This is a genomic window from Isoptericola hypogeus, assembly GCF_039531145.1.
In the GTDB taxonomy this organism is placed as follows: Bacteria; Actinomycetota; Actinomycetes; order Actinomycetales; family Cellulomonadaceae; genus Isoptericola; species Isoptericola hypogeus.
In genome coordinates, this window is record NZ_BAAAPM010000003.1 from 1869252 (window position 1) to 1893977 (window position 24726).

General features: G+C 72.7%; 18 protein-coding genes. 10 read left to right on the forward strand and 8 right to left on the reverse strand.

Features of this window, described 5'->3' with window-relative positions; all coding sequences use genetic code 11:
* Nucleotides 1-69 precede the first annotated feature (69 nt).
* The 3 genes from ABD254_RS10665 (at nt 70) to ABD254_RS10675 (ending at nt 4326) form a co-directional block, all read left to right on the forward strand.
* Complete coding sequence (locus tag ABD254_RS10665) at nt 70-1461, forward strand: hypothetical protein (protein ID WP_344248330.1); 1392 nt, start codon at nt 70-72, stop codon at nt 1459-1461.
* 77 nt (nt 1462-1538) lie between these two features.
* On the forward strand, nt 1539-3227 hold the full coding sequence (locus ABD254_RS10670; protein ID WP_344248331.1) for an HtaA domain-containing protein: 1689 nt from the start codon (nt 1539-1541) through the stop codon (nt 3225-3227).
* A 7-nt stretch (nt 3228-3234) separates the two neighbouring features.
* The gene (locus tag ABD254_RS10675) at nt 3235-4326 is read left to right on the forward strand and encodes a WxL protein peptidoglycan domain-containing protein (protein WP_344248332.1); all 1092 of its coding nucleotides are present in this window, start codon (nt 3235-3237) and stop codon (nt 4324-4326) included.
* A gap of 32 nt (nt 4327-4358) precedes the next feature.
* Here the strand turns inward: ABD254_RS10675 and ABD254_RS10680 are convergent, their stop codons facing one another.
* A complete protein-coding gene (locus ABD254_RS10680) occupies nt 4359-6083 on the reverse strand; it encodes a GAF domain-containing SpoIIE family protein phosphatase (RefSeq protein WP_344248333.1) in 1725 nt (574 codons plus the stop codon).
* Nucleotides 6084-6173: 90 nt separating this feature from the next.
* On the opposite strand from ABD254_RS10680, the gene ABD254_RS10685 reads away from it, so the two are divergent.
* Nucleotides 6174-7043, forward strand: a complete 870-nt coding sequence (locus tag ABD254_RS10685; RefSeq protein ID WP_344248334.1) for a CPBP family intramembrane glutamic endopeptidase — start codon at nt 6174-6176, stop codon at nt 7041-7043.
* A gap of 64 nt (nt 7044-7107) precedes the next feature.
* On the opposite strand, the gene ABD254_RS10690 is transcribed toward ABD254_RS10685, so the two are convergent.
* Nucleotides 7108-7830 carry a DUF305 domain-containing protein gene (locus tag ABD254_RS10690; RefSeq protein ID WP_344248335.1) on the reverse strand — a complete coding sequence of 241 codons (723 nt, stop codon included), beginning with the start codon at nt 7828-7830 and terminating at the stop codon, nt 7108-7110.
* Between the two features lie 141 nt (nt 7831-7971).
* On the opposite strand from ABD254_RS10690, the gene ABD254_RS10695 reads away from it, so the two are divergent.
* The 4 genes from ABD254_RS10695 to ABD254_RS10710 all read left to right on the forward strand — a co-directional run bounded on the left by ABD254_RS10695 (nt 7972) and on the right by ABD254_RS10710 (nt 14410).
* Nucleotides 7972-9375 (forward strand): LVIVD repeat-containing protein, encoded by a 1404-nt coding sequence (locus ABD254_RS10695; protein WP_344248336.1) that lies wholly within the window; start codon nt 7972-7974, stop codon nt 9373-9375.
* A 194-nt stretch (nt 9376-9569) separates the two neighbouring features.
* Nucleotides 9570-11177 carry an MFS transporter gene (locus tag ABD254_RS10700; RefSeq protein WP_344248337.1) on the forward strand — a complete coding sequence of 536 codons (1608 nt, stop codon included), beginning with the start codon at nt 9570-9572 and terminating at the stop codon, nt 11175-11177.
* A 39-nt stretch (nt 11178-11216) separates the two neighbouring features.
* On the forward strand, nt 11217-12839 hold the full coding sequence (locus ABD254_RS10705) for an amidohydrolase (protein WP_344248338.1): 1623 nt from the start codon (nt 11217-11219) through the stop codon (nt 12837-12839).
* Nucleotides 12836-14410 carry an MFS transporter gene (locus ABD254_RS10710; RefSeq protein ID WP_344248339.1) on the forward strand — a complete coding sequence of 525 codons (1575 nt, stop codon included), beginning with the start codon at nt 12836-12838 and terminating at the stop codon, nt 14408-14410. Before ABD254_RS10705 ends, ABD254_RS10710 begins: the two co-directional genes overlap by 4 nt.
* A 143-nt stretch (nt 14411-14553) precedes the next feature.
* Here ABD254_RS10710 and ABD254_RS10715 read toward each other — a convergent pair whose 3' ends face one another.
* The 6 genes from ABD254_RS10715 to ABD254_RS10740 form a co-directional block, all read right to left on the reverse strand.
* Nucleotides 14554-16281 carry an ABC transporter family substrate-binding protein gene (locus tag ABD254_RS10715; RefSeq protein ID WP_344248340.1) on the reverse strand — a complete coding sequence of 576 codons (1728 nt, stop codon included), beginning with the start codon at nt 16279-16281 and terminating at the stop codon, nt 14554-14556.
* A gap of 65 nt (nt 16282-16346) precedes the next feature.
* Nucleotides 16347-18401: an ABC transporter ATP-binding protein gene (locus tag ABD254_RS10720; protein WP_344248341.1), complete on the reverse strand. Its 2055-nt coding sequence runs from the start codon at nt 18399-18401 to the stop codon at nt 16347-16349.
* Nucleotides 18398-19351 (reverse strand): ABC transporter permease, encoded by a 954-nt coding sequence (locus ABD254_RS10725; protein WP_344248342.1) that lies wholly within the window; start codon nt 19349-19351, stop codon nt 18398-18400. The genes ABD254_RS10720 and ABD254_RS10725 overlap by 4 nt, the downstream gene beginning before the upstream one ends.
* 1 nt (nt 19352) lies before the next feature.
* Entirely contained in the window at nt 19353-20336 is a 984-nt protein-coding gene (locus ABD254_RS10730; protein WP_344248343.1) for an ABC transporter permease, read from the reverse strand.
* A gap of 199 nt (nt 20337-20535) precedes the next feature.
* The gene (locus ABD254_RS10735) at nt 20536-21531 is read right to left on the reverse strand and encodes a DMT family transporter (RefSeq protein WP_344248344.1); all 996 of its coding nucleotides are present in this window, start codon (nt 21529-21531) and stop codon (nt 20536-20538) included.
* Between the two features lie 135 nt (nt 21532-21666).
* Nucleotides 21667-22503, reverse strand: a complete 837-nt coding sequence (locus tag ABD254_RS10740; protein ID WP_344248345.1) for an MBL fold metallo-hydrolase — start codon at nt 22501-22503, stop codon at nt 21667-21669.
* Nucleotides 22504-22565: 62 nt separating this feature from the next.
* Here ABD254_RS10740 and ABD254_RS10745 point away from each other — a divergent pair, with 62 nt between their 5' ends.
* Both ABD254_RS10745 and ABD254_RS10750 read left to right on the forward strand, forming a co-directional pair.
* Nucleotides 22566-24194 (forward strand): sensor histidine kinase, encoded by a 1629-nt coding sequence (locus ABD254_RS10745; RefSeq protein WP_344248346.1) that lies wholly within the window; start codon nt 22566-22568, stop codon nt 24192-24194.
* On the forward strand, nt 24191-24726 hold a 536-nt coding region (locus ABD254_RS10750; RefSeq protein ID WP_425553713.1), incomplete at its 3' end, for a response regulator. The genes ABD254_RS10745 and ABD254_RS10750, both read left to right, overlap by 4 nt.

Sequence of the window (24726 nt, forward strand, 5' to 3'; positions counted from 1 at the left end):
CGAAGCCGCCGCGCCCGAAGCCGCCGAGGCCGACGAGCTACCCGGTCCGACCACGACTCAGGAGGACGCGTGAGCGCCCGCCCCGTGCGCCAGAGGCTCGTCGTCGGTGCGGTGGCCGCCCTCCTTGCGCTGCCCGCCGCGGCCCCGGCGTTCGCGGCGGACGACGTGCCGCCGTCGTCCGGCGACCCCGAGATCGACGTCACGGTCACGGTCCCCGAGCTCGCCGAGGGCGGAGGCGACGGCGGGCCCGCCGCCCTGACGAACGCGGAGCTCCGCTGGGGCCTCAACACCGAGGCGATCTCCGCGGCGTACTACGGCGGGTGCAACTTCCTCATGGCCGGGACCCCGGGCGACGGCGGCAACGCCGGCGAGGGCCGCCCGTGGGAGGGCGCGGCCGACGCCGACCTGTACCACGCGAAGGCCGGCGCCGTCCGGGTCCTGCGCACCGTCGGCACCGGGGGCTCCGCGACCCAGGAGCAGGCGACCTACGCGACCCGGTGCGACGCGCCGAACGGCGCGAAGGTGACCACCGGCAACGGCCTGACCACCGCGCAGGAGGTCGCGATCTCGGGCGGGCGCGGCGAGCGCGGGCCCGACGGCTCGCTCGTCGTCCGCTGGAAGGGCACCTTCACCGTCGTCTTCTACGGCGGCTACACCTACTGGTGGGCGGCCGACCCGGTGCTGCGGCTCGACGCGGACGGCGACGGCACGCTCACGGCCACCGGCGGCGGCTACGCCACCAGCCGGGACGACATGTCGAAGTGGGAGCGGGTGCGCCCCACCCCGATCACGCTGGCGACGTTCTCCGGCTGGAGCCGCACGTCCGCTCGCGGCGGGGTCCTGATGCCCGACTACTGCGGCGTCGCGGTCGAGGTCCCCACGGGCGGCGAGCCCCAGGACCGGGACCCCGGCACCGCGCCGTGCTGGGGCTCGTTCCCGCAGGACTTCGTCGACTTCCACCAGCGCACCGGCCAGTCGTCGTACTGGTACTCCTCCGGCGGCGCCGCCGACCGGCGGAAGGAGCCGACCGGCGTCTCGGTCAGCTACGACGCCACGCGGAGCGTCGGCAGCGCGGGCAGCCCCGGGCCGCCCGGCGGTGGGGGCGACGCGACCCCGACGACGGGCCCCGGCACCCCCGGGAACCCCGGGACCACGGGCGGCGGCACCGGCGGGGCCGGGACGACCGACGGCGACCTCGCCGGGACCGGCCTCGGCGCCGCGGCCCGCGGCCTCGGGCCGGCGCCGACCGCGGCCACGCCCGGCGCCGCGGCGGCGGCCTTCACCGCCGTCGCGGCCGAGACCTTCGGCCGCGGCGCGGACCCGCTGGTCCCCGACCTCCTGGATCGCCTCGGCGAGGACGGCGACACCGTCGCCCTCCTCGGCGCCGGGCTGGCGCTCACCGCGTCGGCAGCCGTCGTCGGCTTCCGCAAGCGCTGGCTCGTGCTGCCGTTCCGCGGCTAGCCGGCCACGGGCCGCGCCCCGGCGCCGCCCCACAGACCCCCACCCCTTCCTCTCCCACCGAACGATCGGAAGACAGCATGTCCACCACCATCAGCAGGGCCCGGCGCAGTCGCCTGGCGCCAGGGCTCGGGGTGCTCGCCCTGGTGACGAGCACCGCGCTCGGCGCCGGGATCGCCGCGGCCGCGACCGCGCAGGCCGCCGGGCCCCGCGACGTCGTCGCCGACTCCGGGAGCGTCTCCTGGGGCTACAAGGAGAGCTTCCGCCGCTATGTCGGCAACCAGACGGCGGCGCTCCCGCCCATCGGCGCCGTCCCCGTCGGGGAGCGCATCACCCTGATCGCACCGGGAGCGTTCGACGAGTCCGCCACCCCGGCGTCGACCACGAACACGTCGACGCCGAACGAGACGCTGCCGTGGGTGCTGCCCGTGACGGGGGGCGAGTTCACCTCGACGGACGACTTCACCGTCACCTCGGCCGGCGGGGCGGCCCTGCACTTCCCGTCGCACTACTTCGAGATCGTGATGGAGAACGTCGCGGTCGAGGTCTCGGGCGGGACCGCGACCGTCGTCGCGGACGTCACCGCTGAGGTGACCGGCGACTTCGGCGACTGGAAGGCCGGCACCTACGGCGGCGAGGACGTGGAGTTCGCCACCGGGTCCGGCGTCGACGCCACGCTCGACGGCGACACGCTGTCGGTGTCCCTCACCGGGCTGACCACCACCGCGGACGGCGCCGCCGCCCTGCCGCTGTACGCGGCCGGCGACCCGCTGGACGACCTGGTCCTCACGGCCGCCGTCGCCGAGGCCGCCCAGACGTGGACGCCCGCCGTCGGGCTGTCGCAGCAGGACGGCTTCGACCCGGCCGAGACCGGCACCGTGACGGTGACCGGCTCCGGCTTCGACCCGGCCGCCAACGTCTCGACCCGGCAGCCGGTCACGGCCGGCCAGCCGACCGGCATCTACGTCGTGTTCGGCAGGTTCGCCGAGGACTGGCGCCCGTCGGACGGCGTGGCGTCGTCGGCGCGCAAGGTCGTCAGCCAGAAGTGGGCCCTGCCCGAGCCGTCGTACACGCAGGTGAAGAACGAGTTCCCGAACGTCGCCGGCCAGCTCGTGCTGCTGAACCCGGACGGCACGTTCACGGCCGACCTCGACGTGCGGACCGACGACACCGCGGGCGGCGTCTACGGCGTCTACACCTACGCGGCCGGCGGCGCGGCCGCCAACGCGGCGCAGGAGCTCGCCGCGCCCGTCGGGTTCACCGCGGCCGGCGGCGACGGCGAGAACGTCGACGTCGAGGTCACCGTGCCGGAGGACGACGGCGGCCCGGTCGATCCGGAGCCGGGCGAGTTCACCTGGACCGTCGCCGGCGGCGGCGCGGTCAGCCTCGGCACCGCCACGCAGGGCGACGCCGCGTTCACCGCGGCCGGCGACCTGCACCGGGTCACCGTCACGGACACCCGCGCGGGCAGCCCGGCGTGGAACGTCACCGGCACGGTCACGGACTTCTTCGCGGGCGGCCGGTCGTTCTCGGGCTCGGCCCTCGGGTGGAGCCCCGCGGTGAGCGCGAACACCGGCGGCGCGGTCGCCGGTGCCGAGGTGGCGGCCGGCGTCGGCTCCGGGCTCAAGGGCGGCGCGACGCTCGCCTGGGCCCCCGCGGGCCACGCGGCCGGCTCCGTGGCCGTGGACGCGGGGCTCGACCTGAGCATCCCGCTGGACACCCCCGCGGGCGACTACACCGGCGTGCTGACCCTCACGGCGCTGGGCTGAGCCCGACGTGAGCAGCAAGCACCACCGCCCGTCGCCGCCGAGCGCGCTGCCGCGAGCAGCGCGCGCCGCGGCGGCGGCCGTCCTCACGGCCGGCGCGGCGGCCCTCGCCGTCGCCCCGGCGGAGACAGCCCTCGCCGCGCCCTCGCCCTCGGCCGTGCCCGCCTCCGCGGCACCCGCCGCGGCCGACGACCTCACCTGGTCCCTCGCCCCGAAGGATGGGAAGCAGGGGACCGGGCGCGCCAACTACGCGTACGCCGTCGAGCCCGGGGAGCGGGTCGAGGACGTGCTCGTCGTCACCAACCGCTCGACGACGCCCCTCGAGCTCGCCGTCTACGGCACGGATGCGCTGACCACCGCGAGCGGCCACCTCGACCTGCTGCCCGCGGACCAGCCGCCCGCCGACCTGGGCTCCTGGCTGAGCCTCGACACCGGCCGCGGTGGCGGCACCGTGTCGATCGACCCGGGCGGGTCGGTCGACGTCCCCTTCACGGTGCGCGTGCCCGACGACGCCGCGCCCGGCGACCACGCGGGCGGCGTCGTCACGTCGCTGCGCCAGCAGACGGGCGACGGCGCGCTGAGCGTGGACCGCCGCCTCGCGCTGCGCGTGCACGCCCGCGTCGGCGGCGCGCTCGCCCCCGGGCTGACCGTGTCGGACGTCGACGTGGCGGTGCACCCCACCGCCAACCCGGTCGGCGCGTCGAGCGCGACCGTGACGTACACCCTGACCAACACCGGCAACGCGCGGGTCGTGCCGACCGAGGCGGTGCGGCTCACCGGCCCTGCCGGCGCGGAGGCGCGCACGGTCGGCGAGGCCCAGGAGGAGCTGCTGCCGGGCGCCGTCGTACGGCGCACCGTCGAGGTGGACGGCGTGCGGCCCACGTTCCGGGTGGCCGCCGACGTGCGCGTCGACGGCCTCGTCGTCGGCGTCGGTGGCGGCGGGGCGACCACCGCGACCGGGGAGGCCGCCGGCTGGGCCGTGCCCTGGGCGCTGCTCGTCGTCGTCGCGGGAGTCGTCGGCGGCGCCGTGGCCTGGCCGCTGTGGCGCTCCCGCCGAGGGAGGACCCGATCCGCCGAGGTCGTGCCCGAGCCGGCGCGGTAGCGCCCGATCCGGCGAGGTCGTCCGGGCGGCCGTCAGCGCACCCGGGCGGCGAGCACGGCGACGTCGTCGTGCTGCTCGGTGCGCACGAGGCGGTCGACCAGCAGACGGGGGAGATCGGCCGTCGGGCAGCCCGCGAGGTCGGCCAGCGCCTCGCGCAGCTCGGTCAGGCGGGTGGCGTAGCTGACGGTCCGGGACTCGACCAGACCGTCGGTGTAGAGCAGCAGCGTGTCGCCCGGGCGCAGGGCGGCTGCGTGGTCCCGACGCGCCGTCGTCGGGTCGACGCCGAGGATGAGGTCCGGGCGCCCGGGCAGCTCCTCGACCCGGCCGTCGGCGCGGATCACGACGGGCCGCGGGTGCCCGGCGCTCGCCCAGCGCAGGCGGCAGCCGCCGTCGTCCGACCGGTCGAGCCGCGCGACGAGGGCCGTGCCGCTCGCCGCGAGCCCCAGGCCCCGGTTGGCCTGGTCGAGCTCGCGCAGGAGCCGGGCGGGCGGCGCGTCCTGGCGCCACACGAGGGTGCGCAGCATCGACCGCAGCTGTCCCATCCGGGCGGCGGCCTGCATGTCGTGCCCGGTGACGTCGCCGATCATCAGCACGCTGGAGCGGGCGTCGCGTACGACGGCGTCGTACCAGTCGCCGCCGACCTGGTCGGTCCGGGTCGCGGTGGCGTACGTGGTCGCCAGGTCGAGGTACGGCACCGACGGCAGGTCCGTGAGCATCGCCGCCTGGAGGGTGGCCGCCACCCGGTGCCGCTCGTCGAGCACGCGGACGCGGGCCAGCGCCTGGGTCACGCCCGTCCCGAGCGCGACGGCGGTGCGACGGCTCTCGTCGTCGTGGTCGTGCGGCCCGCGCCACAGCAGGGCGAGGAGGCCGAGCAGCCGGTCGTGGGACACGAGGGGCAGGAACGCCATCCCGCCCATCGACTCGTCGACCCACGGCGCGAACGCCGGCAGCTTGCGCAGCACCGCGGCCCCGTCGCGGAAGAACGTCGGGCGGCGGGCGCGGGTCACCGCTGCCACCGCCGGCTGGACGAGCGGCCAGTGCCGGGCGAGGTGCGGGTACGTGCCCTCCCGCTCGACCAGGGTCAGCGCGGTGCCCGAGGCGTCGGTGAGCGCCATCCCTGCCCACATGGTGCCGATGCCGGACGCGGACGCGCGGACCGCCTCGATGATCTCCTCGAGCGTGGTCGCGCCCGCGAACCGTTCCGTGAGGTCGAGGAGCAGCCGGGTGCGCCGGGTGGCGTTCACGGCGACCTGCTGGATGCGGTGGGCGCGCCGGCGCTCCAGCCGCAGCCGCAGCTCGGCGGTGCACGCCGCGGCGAGGTCGGCGAGGGTCGCGAGGTCGGACGCGCTCCAGCTCCGCGGCTGCTGGTCCAGGGCGCACACCGTGCCGACGGCGGTGCCGTGGCGGTCGAAGATCGGGTAGCCGGCGTACGCGGCCATCCCCAGCTCCGTGACGGTCGCGGTGCGCGAGAGGCGAGGGTCGGCGCGCAGGTCGGAGACGACCAGGCGGCGTCCCCGGCTGATGGTCTCCCCGCACAGCGGATCGGCCAGGGTGGTGCGCCGGGTCGCCTGGTAGGGCTCGGGCAGCCCGCGCGCGCCGGGGTAGACCTGGGAGTCGGGCAGGACGATCGTGACGAGCGCCGTCGGCACCCCGAGGTGACGCTGCACGAGCCGGGCGAACCGGTCGAACGACTCGTCGGCGACGGGTCGTGCCAGGCCCGCCTCCTCGAGGAGGTCGGCGGTGCTCGGCGAGATCACGGCGCGGTACCGGAGCGTCGGCGCTGCGCCCCCTGACCCGCGATCACTCGCGGATTCTCCCACGCGGCGAACCGATATCGTCACCTCACGATGAACATCACCCCCCGCAGGCCGGCGCCCTCCCCGACGTGGCGGACCGCGATGCGGCTCCTCGCGGCGGCGCTCGTGTCGGCGTCGGCGGTGCTGTTGTTCGCGGTGCACGTGCGCCCGCTCGCGTACGTCCCGCTGGTCGCGGGCGTCGCGCTGGGGCTCGCCGTCGACCGCCGGCTGGGCCGCGACCTGGCGCTGATCGCCGTGTCGCTGGGCATCATCTCGACCATCTCGCTCGAGGCGGACCTGTCCGACGCCGGGATGACACGGTTCGCCGTCGTGCTGTCCCTGGCGGTGCTGGTGCCGTGGGCAGCGTCGCGGTACCTGTTCCGGGACGACCCTTCGACAGGCTCAGGGGGGACCGGCGGCGCAGGGGTCGTGCAGTTCCCGGTGGGCACCGGACGGCGCTGGTCGGCCGGGCAGTGGGTGTACCTCGCGGTCGTCGTGGTCGTGGGCTACCTGGTGCTGCCGTGGTACTTCCTCGGGTCCGGCGCGTACCTCAACTGGCCGCCGCTGGAGGGCGGGAACGACATCGCGCGGCTGTTCGTCGGCGTCAACGCCGTGGGCATCTGGGACGAGCTGTTCTTCGTGTGCACCGTGTTCGCGCTGCTGCGCCGGCACTTCGGGGTGACGACGGCCAACCTGCTGCAGGCCGTCGTCTTCGTGTCGTTCCTGTGGGAGCTCGGCTACCGCGAGTGGGGACCGCTGCTCACCGTGCCGTTCGCGCTGGTGCAGGGCTGGATCTTCAGCCGGTACAAGAGCCTCAGCTACGTCGTGGCGGTGCACCTGCTCTTCGACCTGGTGGTCTTCGCCGTGCTGGTGCACGGCCACCACCCCGAGCTCTTCGACGTCTTCGTCACCGCCCCGTGACACCGTCGGTCGAGCTCGTCGAGACCACGGAGCGGGTTTCGACAAGCTCAACCATCAGGCCGGATCACAGCTCGTCGAGCAGCTGGGACATCCGGTCGATCTCCGCGATCTGGTCGGCCGCCACGTTCCCGGCGAACTCCTGGACCGTCTCGTCCCGCCCGGCGGAGCTGACCTCGTCGACCATCTCCAGGGCACCCCCGTGGTGCGTGATCATGCCCTCGAGGAACAGCCGGTCGAACTCGGTGCCGTCGGCGTCCGCCAGGGCCGCCATCTCGGCGTCGGTCAGCATGCCGGGCATGGAGTCGTGGTCGTGGGCCTCCGGAGCGCGCGGCCCGCTCCCGTCCGACGACGCCGCCTGCGACGGCGAGGCCACCGCGGGCACCGGGAGGCCCTGGTCGGTGAGCCAGCGGCTCATGTACTGGATCTCGCCCTCCTGCGTCAGGCGGATGCGCTCGGCGAACTTGGCGATCTGCTCGGACGTCGACCGGCCGGGGACCAGCTGCGCCATCTCCACGGCCTGGGCGTGGTGGCCGATCATCCGCGTCATGAAGTCGGCGTCGGCGTCGGTGACCACGTCGGCGCCGCCCATGCCCTCGTAGTCCTCGGGAGCGATCGTCCGGGCGGGCTCGCCGGGCTTCCCCGGCGCGAGGACGGCCGACGACGGCGTCGAGGTGGCCTCGGGCGCCTCGGCGGTGCACCCCGCGGTGAGCCCCACGGCGAGCACGAATGCCCAGGTCACGACGGTGCGATGACCGTTCGTGCGACGGCTGCCGGAGTCTGTGCTCACCTGAAGATCCTCTCCCGAGCTTGTTGCCACCGCGTAAAAAGATGCCTGGGCACCTGGCTAGGAGGATGCTTCCAGACGACACTCAGTGTGACCCAACAAGGAGGTGTGGCGCCTGTGCGTCGTCCAACCCTGAGTTCACGGATGAGAAGTTCACGGCTGAGGAGCGCCGCCGGCGTCGCTCTCTCGCTGACCCTGACGGCCGGAGTGCTGGGGCTCGCGGCCCCCGCTTCCGCTTCCGACGCTGCCGATCCCGACGTCCCGCCGGGCGAGGTGGCGTCGTCGAACATCACGCACCTGAGCAACAACCCGAAGAACGGTGCCCTGCAGGGCACCGGCTCCGACATCGCCTTCCAGGGCAAGTACGCCTTCGCGGGCAACTACGACGGCTTCACCGTCTACGACCTGTCCGACCCCGAGGAGCCGGTCCAGGCGCTGCAGGTGTACTGCCCCGGTTCGCAGAACGACATCTCCGTCTACGACGACGTCCTGGTGCTCTCCACCGACTCGTCGCGCAGCGACGACTCCTGTGCCTCGACGACCCGCCCCGCGACCCAGAAGGACGCCTGGGAGGGCATCAAGGTCTGGGACATCTCCGACCCGCTCGAGCCCCGGTACGTCAAGTCGGTCGAGACGGCGTGCGGCTCCCACACCCACTCGTTGGCGCCCACCAAGAACGGCAAGGACCTGTACGTCTACGTCTCGTCGTACAGCCCGAGCTCGTCGTTCCCCGACTGCCAGCCGCCGCACGACGTCATCTCGATCGTGAAGATCCCGGTGAAGGACCCGGCGGCCGCCGAGCTGGTCGCCACGCCGAACCTCTTCCCGAAGGACGGTGGCTACGGGGGTGACCCCTCCCGCAGCGCCTCGGCGACGTCCGGCTGCCACGACATCACCACCTACGCGAAGTACGACCTCGCCGCCGGTGCCTGCATGGGTGACGGCATCCTGATGGACATCAAGGACCGCGCCCACCCCAAGGTGATCAGCACGGTCCGCGACACCGAGAACTTCGCGTTCTGGCACTCGGCCACGTTCAACAACGACGCGTCCAAGGTCGTCTTCACCGACGAGCTCGGTGGCGGCGGCCTGGCGACCTGCACCGGCGAGTTCGCCCCGGAGCTCGGCGCCAACGGCATCTACGACATCGAGAAGGTCCGGAAGCACGGGGGGAAGAACACCAAGGAGCTCGTGTTCAAGAGCTACTACAAGATCCCGCGCATCAACGACAGCACGGAGAACTGCGTGGCCCACAACGGCTCGCTGATCCCCGTCAAGGGCAAGGACCTCATGGTCCAGTCCTGGTACCAGGGCGGCGTCTCGGTGTACGACTTCACCGACTCGTCCAACCCGACCGAGCTCGCCTGGTTCGACCGCGGCGCGGGCGTCTCCAGCGGTGGCACCTGGTCCACCTACTGGTACAACGGCTACGCCTACTCGAACGACCTGGGGATCGGTTTCGACACGTTCGACATCGACGACTCGATCGACGGGCGGGCCAAGACGAACCTCAAGTCGCTGAACCCGCAGATGCAGGAGAAGTTCTGAGCCGCTGAGCCCGGCCGGTAGCAGAGGCCGGTAGCAGCGGTACGACGGCGGCCGGTCACCCCTCGCGGGTGGCCGGCCGCCGTCGTCGTGGGTCGCCGGCCGGCCCGGGCGACCGTTCCGCGCGCGCTTCCCCGCGGGCGCGCTTACGTTGAGCCCAGCGGGTGCCGTGCGGTCACGAGCGGAGGGGTTCCGGGATGAGTACGCAGGTCGCAGGGCACACGAAAGGCACGACGGCGGCGCTGATCGCGCTCACCGCGGCCTCCTGCCTGCAGGTGGTCGACCCGACGGCGAACAACATCGCCATCGTCGGCGCGAGCGTCGACCTGGAGATGACCAGCTCCGGGCGCGCGTTCGCGGCCAGCGTCGGGACGCTCGCGCTCGCGGCGTTCATCCTCACGACCGGGGCGCTGGGCGACCGGCTGGGCCGGCGCCGCATCATGCTGCTGGGCCTGCTCACCGCGATCGCCGGCGGCGTGATCACCGCGATCGCGCCCACCACCGCGATCTTCATCCTCGGCCGCGGGATCACCGGGATCGGCATCGCCGCGAGCTTCGGACTGAGCTTCGCGCTGCTGCGCGAGGTGCTGCCCGACGCCATCCCCAAGGCGGTCGCGTTCTGGCTCGCCGGGCAGACGGCGGCCGCGCTGGTGCTGGGCGTGGTCGCGGGCTGGATGGCGGGCTTCGGCTGGCGGTTCGGCTACCTCACGATGCCCATCGTGGCCGTCCTCGCCTTCCTCATGTGCCTGCGCGGCCTGCCGGAGGCGAAGGCGGACAGCGTCGGCCCGTTCGACTACCTCGGGCTCGCCTCCATCGCCGTCGCGCTCATCGGCCTCATCTACGGCCTGTCGAACGCCTCCACCTACGGCTGGGGCTCGACACAGGTGCTCGTGCCCGTGCTGATCGGCCTCGTCTTCCTGGTCCTGTTCATCTGGTGGGAGGGGCGGATCTCCAGCCCCGCGTTCCCCGTCAAGCTGTTCAGGGACCCGGAGCTCGCCGGCTCGGTCGCGGTCGGCTTCTCGTTCAACATGTGGCAGGCCGTGGTGATGATCCAGCTGTCCATGCTGTGGCAGTACGTCTACCAGTACACGCCGCTGCAGGTCAGCCTCGGCCAGCTGCCGATGAGCCTCGCGATGGTGGTCGGCGCCGTCATCGCCGGGCGCCTGCTGTCGAAGGGCATCCCGGCGTCGGCGAACCTCATCGTCGGGCACGTGCTGCTCATCGGGACGATGGTGATGTTCGGCTTCTCGACGACGACGTCGCCCTACATCTTCTTCGCGATCCCCATGATCGTCGGCGGGTTCGCCCGCATGCTCAACGAGACCACGATGGGCCAGTTCTTCGTCGCCAAGCCGCCGCCCGCGCTGACGGGCGCGATGGCGTCGTCCAAGACCGCCATCGGGCAGACGAGCTTCGCGCTCGGCACGGCCCTGTCCTCGACGTTCCTGTTCGGCCAGTATGGGCGGGGCATCGCCGAGGCGTTCGCCGACGCCAACGTGGAGCCCGCCCAGCAGGGGCAGTACACCGGGATGATCCAGCAGTACATCTCCGGCGGTGACATGTCGGACTACGACCCGGCCGTCGTGCAGCGCGTCATCGACGAGGCGTCCGAGGTCTTCCTGAGCTCGTTCAACGGGACGATGTTCATCATCGCGGGCTTCCTCGCGTTCTTCGCCGTCATCAGCACGCTGCTCTTCGCCAAGGCGAACCGCGACCGCAAGGCGGGCCGCCTGGTCGACGGCCCGCTGACGCTCGACGGGCGGCCCGCCGCCCTCGCCGACGGCGACACCACCGCCCAGGGCTGAGCCGCCCGAGCCGACACCCCGAGCCGCAGGAGAACACGCATGAGCACGCCCGACCTGATCCTCACCAACGCCACCGTGATCACGGTGGACGACGCCGGCACCCTCGCCGAGGCGGTGGCCGTCACGGACGGCACCATCACGGCCGTCGGGTCGGCCGCCGAGATCGGCGCCCTCGCCGCGCCCGGCACCGAGGTGGTCGACCTCGGCGGGAAGACCGTCGTCCCCGGCTTCATCGACCCGCACAGCCACGTGTCCATGGGCGCGCCGTACGTGCGGCACGCCGCGCTGCACACGCCGCCCGTCGGCGGCACCCGCACGGTGGACGACGTCGTCCGCAAGCTGCACGAGAACCTGGAGAAGAACCGGACGCCGGCCGGCGGGCTGCTGCTCGGCTGGGGGTACTACCCCGACGAGATGGACGACGACGGCGCCGTGACGGCGGACCTCCTGGACCGGGAGTTCCCGGACCACCAGGTCTGCGTCGTGCACGTCTCCGGGCACGGGGGCGTGGCCAACACCCGCGTCCTCGAGGCGCACGGCTACGTGGACGGCTGCGACGACCCCGAGGGCGGCACGGTGGTGCGCTACCCGGGCACGCGCAAGCCCAACGGCGTGCTCTGGGAGAACGCCTGGATGCCGCTCATGTTCACGATGATGGACACCGACGACGAGGCGCTCCTGGCGATGATGCGCGAGTACGCACGCTGGGGCGTCACCACGGTGCAGGACGGCGCGGCGACGGTCGAGCAGATCCGGGCGATCCGGGCGTTGGCCGACGGGGCCGACCTCCCGGTGGACGTGCGCTCCCTCGTGCTGTTCAGCGAGCTCGACGAGGCGCTGGAGCAGGGCTGGTTCGCGCCCGACAAGGTCGACTCGAACGGGCACACCGTGCAGGGCGTCAAGCTCATCCTCGACGGCTCGCCGCAGGGCAAGACGGCGAACGTCACCGAGGAGTACCTCACCGGCGGCCCGGGCGGCGAGGCCCACTGGCACGGGATCCAGAACATCACGCAGGCCGACTCCGACGCGATCGTGACGACGGCCTACCGCCACGGTGTGCAGGTGTTCGCACACTGCAACGGTGACGCGGCCATCGACCAGCTCCTCGCGTCGCACCGGGCGGCGAAGGCGGCGGGCGCCACCCCGCCCGGGCGCACCGTCCCGATCCACTCGCAGGTGATGCGCCTCGACCAGCTCGACGAGTACGTCGCCGAGGGGTTCGAGCCCTCGATGTTCACCATCCACTGCCTGATCTTCGGCGACACGCACGTGCGCAACTTCGGTGAGGATCGGGCGTTCGGGATCTCGCCGATGCGGTCGGCGATCGACCGGGGCCTGCGGCCCACCAACCACTCGGACTACCCGATCACCCCGATCAACCCGCTCCAGCTCCTGTGGACGTCGGTGGTGCGCCGCTCGACGGGTGGTGTGGTGCTGGGCGAGGCCGAGCGCATCTCGCCGCTCGAGGGGCTGCGCTCCCTGACGATCGACGCCGCCTACGAGCACCGCACCGAGGGCGACCGCGGGTCGATCGAGGTGGGCAAGCTCGCCGACCTGGCCGTGCTCAGCGCCAACCCGCTGGACGTGCCGGTCGACGACATCCGCGACATCCAGGTGCTGCGCACGATCAAGCGCGGCGTCACGGTCCACGAGGCGTCGTGAGCCTCCCGTCCGGCCCGTCCGGAACCGGCGCTCCGGCGGGGAACGCGGGCGGGACGACGACCGGCGGGCTGCCCGACGGCGTCGCCCGGCGGCCGGGCCTGGCGATCCTGGCCCTGACGGTGGCGGGGGTCGCCCAGGCGGCCGACGTGTCGCTGCACAACACGGCGATCGCGTCCGCGGCGGCGGAGTTCGGCATGTCGGCGACGCAGCGGTCGATCGCCGCGTCGGCGGCCACGCTGGCCCTGGCGGCGTCCATCCTCACGATCGGGACGATCGGCGACCGGTACGGCCGCCGTCTGACGCTGATGTGGTGCGCGGTGGCGCTGGTGGTCGGCGGCGTCGTGACGGCGATGGCGCCCGGCTTCGGCGTGTACCTCACGGGCCGCGTGATCAGCGGCATCGGGCTGGCCGGGACGCTCGCGCTGTCGATGGCGCTCATCCGCACGGTGGCGCCGGACCACATCCCGAGCGCCATGTCCCTGTACTTCACCGGCCAGGTGGGGTTCACCCTGCCGCTGACCATCCTCGGCGGCTGGCTGATCGGCGTGGACTGGCGCCTCGGGTACCTCGTCGTGCCGGTCGTGGGCGCGCTGGCGTTCGTGCTGAACATGGTCTTCGTGCCGCGGTCCAGGGCGGTGCACCGGCGCAAGGCCGACCCGGTGGGGCTGCTGCTCGTCGCGGTCGCGCTCGTCGGGATCATCTGGGGGGTCAGCGACGCCTCCAACGGGTGGCTGACGGCGCGCGTCCTCGTGCCGGTGCTGCTCGGCGTGGCCGCCCTCGTGGCGTTCCTGTGGTGGGAGACCCACCACGACGAGCCCGCGCTGCCCGTGCACCTGTTCAAGGACCGCAACCTCGCGGGGGCGCTGACGGCCGACGTGTCGTTCAACATGTGGCAGGCCGTCATGGTGCTGCAGCTCTCGCTGCTGTGGCAGTACGTGTACCGGTACACCCCGCTGGACGTGACCCTCGGGCAGCTCCCGGCGTCGCTCGCGATGGTGCTCGGCGCGTTCGCCGCCGGGCGGCTCGCGGCGCGCGGGCGGCGGCCGCAGACCCTCGTGCTGCTGGGCCTGGCCGGCGTCGCGATCTCGATGTACCTGTTCGTGCTGGGCGGGTCGTCGACGCCGTACTGGGTGTTCGCCGTCTCGCTCGTGCTGGGCGGCTTCTCCCGGATGCTCACGGAGACCGCCGCGGGGGAGTTCTTCGTGGAGGTACCGCCGCCCGACCTGGTGGGCGCCACGGTCGCGAGCAAGCCCGCCATCGGGCAGGCGTCGTTCGCGCTCGCCTCCGCGCTCAGCTCCACGTTCCTCTACGCGGGCCTGGGGCGGGGGCTGTCCGACAGGCTCGCCGAGCTCGGCCTGACCCCCGCGCAGCAGAGCATGGTCGTCGGCTGGTTCTCGGACGACGAGGTCCCTGCCTGGGCGCGCGACAACGACCTGTTCGACCAGGTCGTCGCCGCCTCCCAGGAGGCCTACGTCGACGCCTACCGGCTCACGATGCTCGTCTTCGCCGTGCTCTTCACGCTGCTGTTCGGCCTCGCCTGGCGCTTCCTGCGCCGTCGTCCCGCCGCCTGACGAGGTAGTGCGGCTCGGTCCCGCCGGCGCCGTCCTGAGCCTGTCGAAGGGTCGAGCCTGCGCAAACGCCGGTCGAGCCTGTCGAGACCCGGTTGGGGTCTCGACAGGCTCGACCGGCGTGAGTGCTTCTCAGCAGGCGCGGGTCACTCGGACGCCGCGGCGCCCTTCTCCCAGCCCACGTTCTCCACCGGCTGCAGGCCGAAGAGGTCGAGACCGGTGTAGGTCTCCGGCGTGAGGTTGGCGAGGCCCTCCGCGGCCATCCCGATCCACGGACCGTTGTACAGCGGCAGGACGCCCCAGGTCTCGGCGATGATCTCCGCCTCGAGCTTCATGCCGGCCTCGTTCTGCTCCTCGGCCGTGGGCAGCGCCGACACCTCGTCGGCGATCCGCTTGTCGATCGCCTTGGTGCTGGTCCCGGACAGGTTCAGGCCGCTGTCCGAGCAGTACAGCTGGCACATGTACGCCACGCCGTACGGGTCGCTGGACGAGAAGCCCATGGTGATGAGGTCCCAGTCCTTCGTGGTGACCACGGTGGAGAAGTCGCTCTCGGGGCGCTTGTCGATCTCGAGCGCGAAGCCGATCTCGGCGAGCTGCGCCTGCAGCACCTTGGCGCGGGCCTCGACGATCGGGTCGTCGCCGAAGATCGGCATCCGGCCCTCGAGCTTCTGCCCGTCCTTCTCCCGCACGTCGCCGTTCAGGGCCCAGCCGGCCTCGTCGAGGAGCGCGTTGGCCGCCTCGACGTCGAACGACCAGCCGGCCTCGGCGAGCGCGTCGACGTAGCCCTCCTGGAACGGGTACAGGTTCAGCGAACCGACCTCAGGCTCGGTGTAGTTGAGGCCGTTCCACATGACCTCCTTGACCTGGTCGCGGTTGATCGCCTTGAAGATCGCCTCGCGCACGGTGAGGTCCGCGAACTGCGGGCGCTCCGCGTTGATCTGGATGAGGTTCGTCGCGGCACGCTGGGCGCGGTAGGTCGCGGCGCCCTCGACGTCGGCGAGCTGCTCCAGGTTGTCGGCGGTGAGGTTCTCGACGAGGTCGACCTCACCGTTCTGGAACGCGTTCACCGCGGCGACCGAGTCGAGGACCCGGTACGTGACCTTGTCGAGCAGCGGGGCGTCGCCCCACCACTTGTCGTTCGGCACGAACGTGATGACGCCGCCGTTGACGTCGAACTCGTCGATCTTGTACGGGCCGGCGCCCCACTCGGGGTGCGCCTCCTCGATGTAGCCCTCGTTGAAGACCTTGGGCGAGTCGACGGCCGGGTTGAGGATGTGCCAGAACAGGCCGTCGGTCCAGGGGTAGACCTGCTTGAACGTGACGACCGCCTGGCGCTCGTCCTCACCCTGCTTCACCGACTCGACCAGCGAGTAGCCGTCGGTCGAGTTCGGCACGTAGCCCTCGTCGACCGAGCGGTTGGAGATCCAGGTCTGCTCGTACGACTTCCAGGTGATCGGGCTGCCGTCGTTCCAGACCGCCTCCGGGTTGATCGTGTAGGTGACGACGGTCTTGTCGTCCACGACCTCGGTGGTCCAGTCGGTGAGGTAGTTGGGGTTGGCCTCGGCCTCGCCCTCCGGCGTCATGAGGATCGTCTGCGGGTTGTACCACTCCCAGATCCGGGCGGTGTCGACCGAGCCGTCGGAGTGGTTGACGTTCATCTGCGGGGTGATCTCACCGATGGGGAACGTCACCTCGCCGCCCTGCTCGAGGTTCTCGCGGGGCTGCGGGTTGTAGTCCGCGCCCTCGACGGTCTGGGCCTCGGCCGTCGGCTCGTTGCCCCCGTCCCCGTTGTCGCCGCTGCCGCAGGCGGTCAGGGCCAGGGCGAGCACGCCGGCGACGGCGACACTGCCCGTCAGTCGGTTGTGCAACCTCATGGATGCTCCTTTCGCGCCTCGTGGGCGCTTTCTCGTGGTTGGAGTTCGTCGTGGAAGGAAGGAAGTCAGCGGTAGTGGCACGCGTTCACGTGGACGCCCGTGCGGCCGGTGAGCTCCGGGACCTTCGTCTCGCAGCGCACCTTCTCGGCGTCGTCGAGCGTCTGGTACAGCGGGCACCGCGTGACGAACGCGCACCCCTGGATCGTGTCGGTCGGGCTGGGGAGGTCGCCCGTGAGCACGATGTGCTCGCGGGTGCGCTCCTTGACGGGATCCGGGATGGGGATCGCGGACAGCAGGGCCCGCGTGTAGGGGTGCTGGGGGTCGTCGAACACCGCGTCGACGTCGCCGTGCTCGACGAAGCTGCCGAGGTACATCACGGCCACGCGGTCGGCGATGTGCCGCACGACCGACAGGTCGTGCGCGACGAAGAGGTACGACAGCCCCAGGCGGACCTTGAGCTCGTCGAGCAGGTTGATGACGCCCGCCTGCACCGACACGTCGAGCGCGGACACGGGCTCGTCCAGCACCACCAGCTTCGGGTTGGTCGCCAGGGCCCGCGCGATGCCGATCCGCTGCCGCTGGCCGCCCGAGAAGGCCGCGGGGAAGCGGTCGCTGTGGGCGGGGTCGAGACCGACGAGATCCATCAGCTCGTCCACCCGGGGGCCGACCTCGGCCGACGCCATGCCCACGGTGCGCAGGGGCTCGGCGATGACGTCGAAGACGGTCATGCGCGGGTCGAGCGAGCCCACCGGGTCCTGGAAGACGATCTGGACGTCGCGGCGCACCTCACGCTCGGCGCGGCCACCCTTGATGTCCCCGACGCTGGTGCCCGAGATCCGGATGTCGCCATTCTCCTGCGGGGCGAAGTCCATGATCTGCAGCAGCGTGGTGGTCTTGCCCGACCCGGACTCGCCGACGATCGCCATCGTCTCGCCCTCGCGGATGTCGAAGCTCACGCCCTTGACGGCGTGCACCTCGCCGACCTTCTTCTTGCGGAACGAGCCCTTGGTCAGCGGGAACGACTTCGAGAGGTTGTCGACCTCGAGCGTGGGCTTGCGCAGGTCCCGCGGCACGGACTCGAGCGTCGAGGTGGGGATGACGGGCACCGGGTAGACCGGGCCGCCGTCGATGCGGCCCGCGCGGATCTCCTCGGCACGGATGCACGCGGCGCGGTGGTCGTCCTGCCCGTCGATCGCCACGAGCGCGGGCTCGGCGGTCCGGCACGCGTCGATCGCGATCGGGCACCGGGCCACGAACGGGCAGGCGTCCGGCAGGTCGACCAGCAGCGGCGGGTTGCCCTTGATCGGCACCAGCGGCTGCTTCTCCGCCTGGTCGACGCGGGGGATCGCGCCGAGCAGGCCGATGGAGTACGGCATGCGCGTGTCGGCGAACAGCTCGTCGACCGGGGCCTGCTCGATGGGCCGGCCCGCGTACATCACGATCACGTCGTCGGCGACGTTCGCGACGACCCCCATGTCGTGGGTGATCATCATGACCGCGGCGCCGGTCTCGGCCTGGGCGGTCTTGATGAGGTCGAGGATCTGCGCCTGGATGGTGACGTCGAGGGCGGTCGTCGGCTCGTCGGCGATGATGAGCTTCGGGTTGTTCGCCATCGCGATCGCGATGACCACGCGCTGGCGCATGCCACCCGAGAACTCGTGCGGGAACGACTTCACGCGCTCCTGCGGCCGGGGGATCCCGACGAGCCGGAGCAGCTCCACGGCCCGGTCCCACGCCTCACGGCGCGACATCCGCGAGTTGTGGACCGTGAGCGCCTCGACGATCTGGTCGCCGACGGTGAACACCGGCGTCAGGGACGTGAGGGGGTCCTGGAAGATCATCGCGATGCCGTTGCCGCGGATCTTGGACATCTGCGCGTCGCTCTTGCCGAGCAGCTCCTCGCCCTGGAAGAGGACCGAGCCGCCGATGCGGGCGTTCTCGTCGAGCAGGCCCATGACGGCGAGCGACGTGACGGACTTGCCGGAGCCGGACTCGCCCACGATGCCGAGGGTGCGCCCCTCGGTGAGGTCGAACGAGACCCCGCGCACGGCGTCGACCCGGCCCGCCTCGGACGGGAAGCTGACGGTGAGGTCGCGGACGGAGAGAACGGGGGTGGTCATGCGCGGCCTCCCGCTGCGGAGGTGGGATCGAGGGCGTCGCGCAGGCCGTCGGCGATGAGCGCCATGGAGACGGTCAGCAGCGTCAGGGCGGCGGCGGGGAAGTAGAACATCCACGGGGCGCTCGAGATGCTCGAGGCGCCGATGCCGATGAGGGAGCCGAGCGAGACGTCCGGCAGCTTGACGCCGAAGCCGAGGAACGACAGGCCGGTCTCGGCCATGACGGCACCCACGACGCCGAGCGTGAAGTTGATGACCAGCAGCGACCCGATGTTGGGGATCATGTGGCGCATCACGATGCGCAGGCCCGGCACGCCCATGTAGCGCGCGGCGTGGACGAACTCCCGCTCGCGCAGCGAGAGGGACAGCGTCCAGATGGTGCGGGCCTGGAAGAACCAGCTGACCAGGATGAGGACGAGGGCGATGACCTTCCAGTCACCGCCGGAGTCGTTGGACATCATCGCGAGCAGCAGGAACGTCGGGGCCACCATCAGGAAGTGGATGACGAACAGCGAGACCCGCTCGATGCGCCCGCCGAAGTAGGCGGCCGCGGTGCCGATGACGGCGGACAGGATCGTGGTGCCCGTGGCCACCACGACCGCGATCAGCAGCGAGCGCTGCAGCCCGACGACGACCATCGCGTAGAGGTCGTTGCCGGCGTTGTTGGTGCCGAACCAGTGCTCCGGGCTCGGCGGGTCCGACAGCGCGAGGAAGTCGAGCTCGACGTGGTCGTACTTGGCGAACAGCGAGCCGAGCAGCGCGAAGGCGACGAGCAGCACGAAGATGACGACCCCCGCGACGGCGGGGCGGTTGCGGGCGAACCGGCGGCTGTACAGCCGCCACTTCGAGAGGCGCTTGCGCTCCGCGGCCGCCACCTCGACGGGGGGCGGGTTGTCGCCGTTCTCCAGCGGGTCGACCATCGAGTCGGGCGTGGAAGAAGAATCGGTTGCCATGTCAGCTCACCCGCACTCGGGGATCGAGGACGACGACCGCGATGTCCGCCAGGATGGCGCCGACGGCGGTCATGACGGCGCCGAACGCCGCGACCGCGACGACGCCGTTGATGTCGTTCTTCGAGATCGTCTCGATGAAGTACTGCCCCATGCCCTTCCAGGCGAAGATCGACTCGGTCAGCACCGCGCCGGTGAAGATGGCGGGGATCGAGAAGGCGACCTGCGTCGTGACGGGGATCAGCGACGTGCGCAGCGCGTGCTTGCGGATCGCCTGCTGCTTGGTCAGGCCCTTGGCCCGGGCCATGCGCACGTAGTCGGACTTGATGTTGTCCAGGAGCAGCGACCGCTGCAGGAAGTGGTACTGCGCGTAGCCGACCAGGACGAGCGCGATGGTGGGCAGCGCGATGTGCTGGGCGGTGTCGACGAGCGTCGGGAAGAACCCGCTCACGCCGGGGCTCGACGACCCCGTGACGTAGAAGACCGTGGTGCCGACGGCGCCGTTGAAGGCGATGGCGAGCAGCACGAGCCCGAGCGCGGCCACCACGATCGGGATGTTCATCGTGATGATCGACGTGCCCTGGGCGATGCGGTCGCCGAGGCGGTACTGCCGCGACGCGCTGTAGACGCCCAGCGCGATGCCGATCACCGTCAGGAGGATCGTCGCGCCGAGCATCAGCTCGCCGGAGATCCACATGCGGTAGGCGACCTGCTCGTTGACCGACTGGCCGGTGGGGCTCACGCCCCAGTCCCAGTGGAAGAGGATCCCGCTGAACCAGTTCCACCACCGGACGAGCAGGGGGGTCCCGTCGTCGAGGTTGCGGGGCTCGAGGAGGTTGACGATCTGCTCTTCGCTCAACGGGGGCCGTCGGCCCACGTAGTTGCTGCGGGGATCGAGGAACGACCAGGCGAGGAAATACGTCAGATTCGTGACGGCCACGACCATGAGCAACCAGCCCATGGTGCGGCGCAGCAGATATCGGGTCAACGTCGTAGGGGCTCTCTGGTGGACGGTCGCGGTTCGGCGAGGCTATAGCCGCGCGATGCGTGCCCTGGACCACATCGACCCGGGGGCGGCCGATCGTTACCGATTCGTGCCCCGGGCGAACATACCGGCAACGCTGTGGTAGTCGCGCCGCAACACGCCGGGCCGTGGCTGTGACGCGCGCCCCGGCGCAGGCCGGGTGTCAGCGGTGGCGGCGCAGCGCCCCTTCGGCCAGCGGGATCGCAACGGCGACGAGCGTCAGGGCCGCGCCCACGTAGGTCGCGGTGCCGGGCGGTGCGACGCCGGGGTCCACGACGTCGAGCACGACCGCCCCGACGACCTGGCCGGCGATCATGCCGAGGCCGAGCAGCAGCACGCCGATGCGCTGCACCACCGCCGCCTGCAGGGCGATGAACGTGACGCCGAGCAGCCCGCCCGAGTACAGCAGGAGATCCGGCGGCAGGCCGTTCGCGGGGGCGCCGGAGGCGGCCAGCGAGATCCCCATGACGACCAGCAGGGCCGCCGTCCCCACGACGAAGCTCACGACGGTCGCGGCGATCACTCCGCCGTCCCCACCTACCGAAGTCCGGGCGCCGGCGGGCGTCCCGACCCGCACCGCCGACCGCACCCTGCCGTTGAGCGCCTGCTGGAACGACTGCAGCACTCCCGCGAGCAGGGGCAGGACGGCCAGCCACAGGGCCGTCGTCGTGCCCACCGCGCCCGAGACCACGAGCACCGCCGCCACCGTCAGCGCAGGCCCCAGCGCCCGCCCGAACGTCACGGGGCGCACGCCCCCGGGGGCGAGGCCGGAGCGGTCGATGGCGAGCGAGCTGATCGACTGCCCGGCCACGAGCGCCACCGTGAACACGGCGACGCCGAGCGTGTCGACGGTGAGGCCCTGGGACATCACGAAGAACGCGCCGCCGAGCCCGCCGAGGCACTCCCACCACCGCAGCCCGCCGTCGCGCAGGCCGGTCCGGACCCGCGCCACCGCGGCCCGGCCCGACCGCGAGACCGCGAGGGCACCCACCAGCAGCACCAGGCCGGAGCTGAACGACAGGAACGCGGCGACGAAGGCGCTGCCGATGTCCGTGGCGAGGGTGCCGTTGACGCGGCTCTGCAGCGCGGCGGCGAACCCCGCGACGATCGCCAGCCCCACGCCGAGGGCGCGTTGGCGCGCGGTCACGATGGTTGCCATACGCACCATTCTCCCGGCCGCTGGTTGAGCCTGTCGAAACCCGGTTCGTGGTCTCGACAGGCTCGACCGACGAGGCTGCTGGTCGACCCTGTCGAATTCCGGGACGTGGCTTCGACAGGCTCAACCAGCGATGGGTCACGTGAGGTGGTCGAAGTCCCCGCGCACCCAGGCGGCGTGCCGCTGGGCCGAGCGGAGGACGACGTCGCGGGCGTCCGCCGGGACGACGCCCTCGAAGTTGTTGTAGAGCCGCTCGAACGGACGCCGGGCGACGTGCTCCGCGACCCGCGTGACGACCGCGCCCGACAACGGGATCCGGTTGGGGTAGCTGCGCATGAAGCTCACGGAGGTGCGGTCGGGGTTGGCGAAGATCGTGTCGCCGGACAGCAGCACGCCGCGCCCGTCGGCGCCGTCGGTCCAGTGCGCCACCGCCGAGCCGGGGAAGTGGCCGCCCGGCTGGCTGAGCACGACGCCGGGCAGCACCTCGCGCTCGCCCGTCCAGGTCGCGATCACGGGGTCGGGGCGCGCCACCCAAGCGGCGTCGGCCTCGCTGACCAGCACGGGGACGTCCTTGCCCGTGGCCGCCGCGATCCGCCGGCTCCACTCGACCTGCACCCCGAACATGTGCGGATGGCTGGCCGCGATCACGACATTCCCGCCACCGGCCGCGTCCACGACGGCCGCGACCCCGGCGTCGTCCACGAAGCCCAGCGGGTCCCACAGCAGCGCGCCACCGGTCGTGCGCACCACCTTGGACTGCTGCCCGATGCCCACCCCCGGCGCGGTGTGCAGGGCGAGCAGCCCGGGCTCCAGCTCGGTGACCTCGACGGTGTGGCCCTCGGCGGCGAGCTCGTCGAGGGTCGCCCACGCCTGCCCGGAGGCCGGGACCCATTGGCGCTCGTCGGCGCAGATCGCGCAGACGTCGGGGCGGTCGGCGTGCTCGACGGCGCAGGTGCGGCAGATCCAGTAGGCCATGGGCCCACACTTCCACCTCCAGGCGGAGGCGCCCACCCCGGTGAGGTTCCTACGCTGGGCGGATGCCGCAACAGACCGTGCCCGAGCTCGTGCCGGCCAGCAAGGGATGGACCGCACGCCTGGCCGACTGGTGGGGGATCGACTCCGGCTGGGAGCGCGTGCCCGCCGACCCGCCGCGCGCCTACCGGAACGACCTGTGGCTCGGCGCCGCGTTCGTCGTCGTCGCGCTGGTGGGCACGGAGCTGGGGCGCAGCATCGGCTTCTTCGAGGACGAGCCCGCCCCGACCTGGCTCCTGTACGTGCTGGCGGCCGCGGGCGCCGCGCCGCTCGGCTGGCGCCGGCGGTTCCCCCTGGTGGTGCTGTCCGTGGTGTACCTGCACTTCTTGGTCGTGGGACTGACCGTCCCGATGGTGACGGTTCTCGCGCCGTTGCAGGTCGTCTACTTCGTGGCACTCTTCAGCGCCGTGGCGTGGGCCCGGGACAGGCAGGCGATGACGCTCGTCGTCGGCGGCGCCCTGCTCGCGATGTTCGGCTGGCTGGCGTGGCAGTTCGCCGTCGGTGCCGGGGTCGAGGGCATCGTCGAGCAGATGGGCCTGGGCGGCGAGCGCCCCGGACTGGTCAGTCCCGTCGTCGCGTACACGGCCTACAACTGGCTGGTCAACGTCGCGTACTTCTACGGCGCCGTCGTGGCCGGGCAGCTCATGTGGCACGCGGCCCGCCGGCGCGAGCAGCTCGCCGCGCAGGCGGAGACGATCGAGCGGCAGACGGCGGAGCTGCAGCGCCGCGCGGTGGTCAGCGAGCGGCTGCGCATCGCGCGCGAGCTGCACGACGTCGTCGCGCACCACGTCTCGGTCATCGGCATCCAGGCCGCCGCGGCGCGCCGGCTGCTGGCACGCGACCCGGACGCTGCGGCCGTGCCGCTCGCCACCATCGAGGGCGAGTCGCGCGAGGCCGTCACGCAGATGCGCGGGCTGCTCGGCACGCTGCGTGGCGTCGACGACGGCGGTGCGGGCGAGGGCGGGGCCGGCCGGCGGGGTGCCGGCGAGGGCGGCGCGGGCGAGGCCGGGGCCGGCCGGCAGGGTGCCGGCGAGGGCGGCGCGGGCGAGGCCGGGGCCGGCCGGCAGGGTGCCGGCGAGGGCGGCGCGGGCGAGGCCGGGGCCGGCCGGCAGGGTGCCGGCGAGGGCGGCGCGGGGGGCGACGCCGTGCCGCACCGCGCCCCGGAGCCCGGTCTGGCGGACATCCCGGCGCTCGCGGGCGCCGCCGGCGGCGGCCGGCCGGGCGTCGGCCTCGACGTCGGCCTGGACGTCGAGGTGCGGGTCGTCGAGGACCCGGACGGCGCGGCCGCGGGCGTCCCCGGGCCCGTGGGGCTCAGCCTCTACCGCACCGTGCAGGAGGCGCTGAGCAACGTGCGCAAGCACTCCACCGCGCGGCGGGCGAGCGTCGTGGTGCGCGTGGACCGGCGCCCGGCGCAGCCCGGCTCGCCCGACGCCGACCGGTTCCGGTACGGCTACGCCGAGGTCGAGGTGCTCGACGACGGACGGCCGCGCCCGGGGTCGTCGGGCACTGGCATGGGGCTGCTCGGCATCCGCGAGCGGGTGGCGACGCACGGCGGGGCGGCCGACGTCGGGCCGCGCGTGACCGGCGGCTACCGTGTGCGGGTGCGCCTGCCGCTGCCCGAGGAACGCCCATGACCGCCGACGGTCCGCGCCCGGCCGCCGACGGTCCGCGTCCGCCCGGCGCCGGTCCGCGTCCGGCCGCCGCCGGCTCGCCCCCGGCCGCCGTCGGGCCGACGCGGCTGCTGCTGGTCGACGACCAGCGGCTCGTGCGCTCCGGCTTCGCGATGATCTGCTCGGTGGAGCCCGACCTCGCGGTCGTCGGGGAGGCAGCGGACGGCGCCGCCGCCGTCGAGCAGGCGCGGGCGCTGCGGCCCGACGTCGTGCTCATGGACGTGCAGATGCCGGTGATGGACGGCATCGAGGCGACGCGCCGCATCGTCGCCGAGGACCTGGCCAAGGTGCTCGTCCTCACGACGTTCGACGACGACGCGTACGTGCACGACGCGCTGCACGCCGGGGCGTCCGGGTTCCTGCTGAAGAACTCCGACGCCGACCGGCTCGTCGACGCGATCCGCACCGTCGCGGCGGGGCACGCGCTGCTCGCCCCCGAGGTGACGCGGCGCGTCATCGAGCGGATGGTGGCCTCCGGCGGCACGGCCCGTCGGCC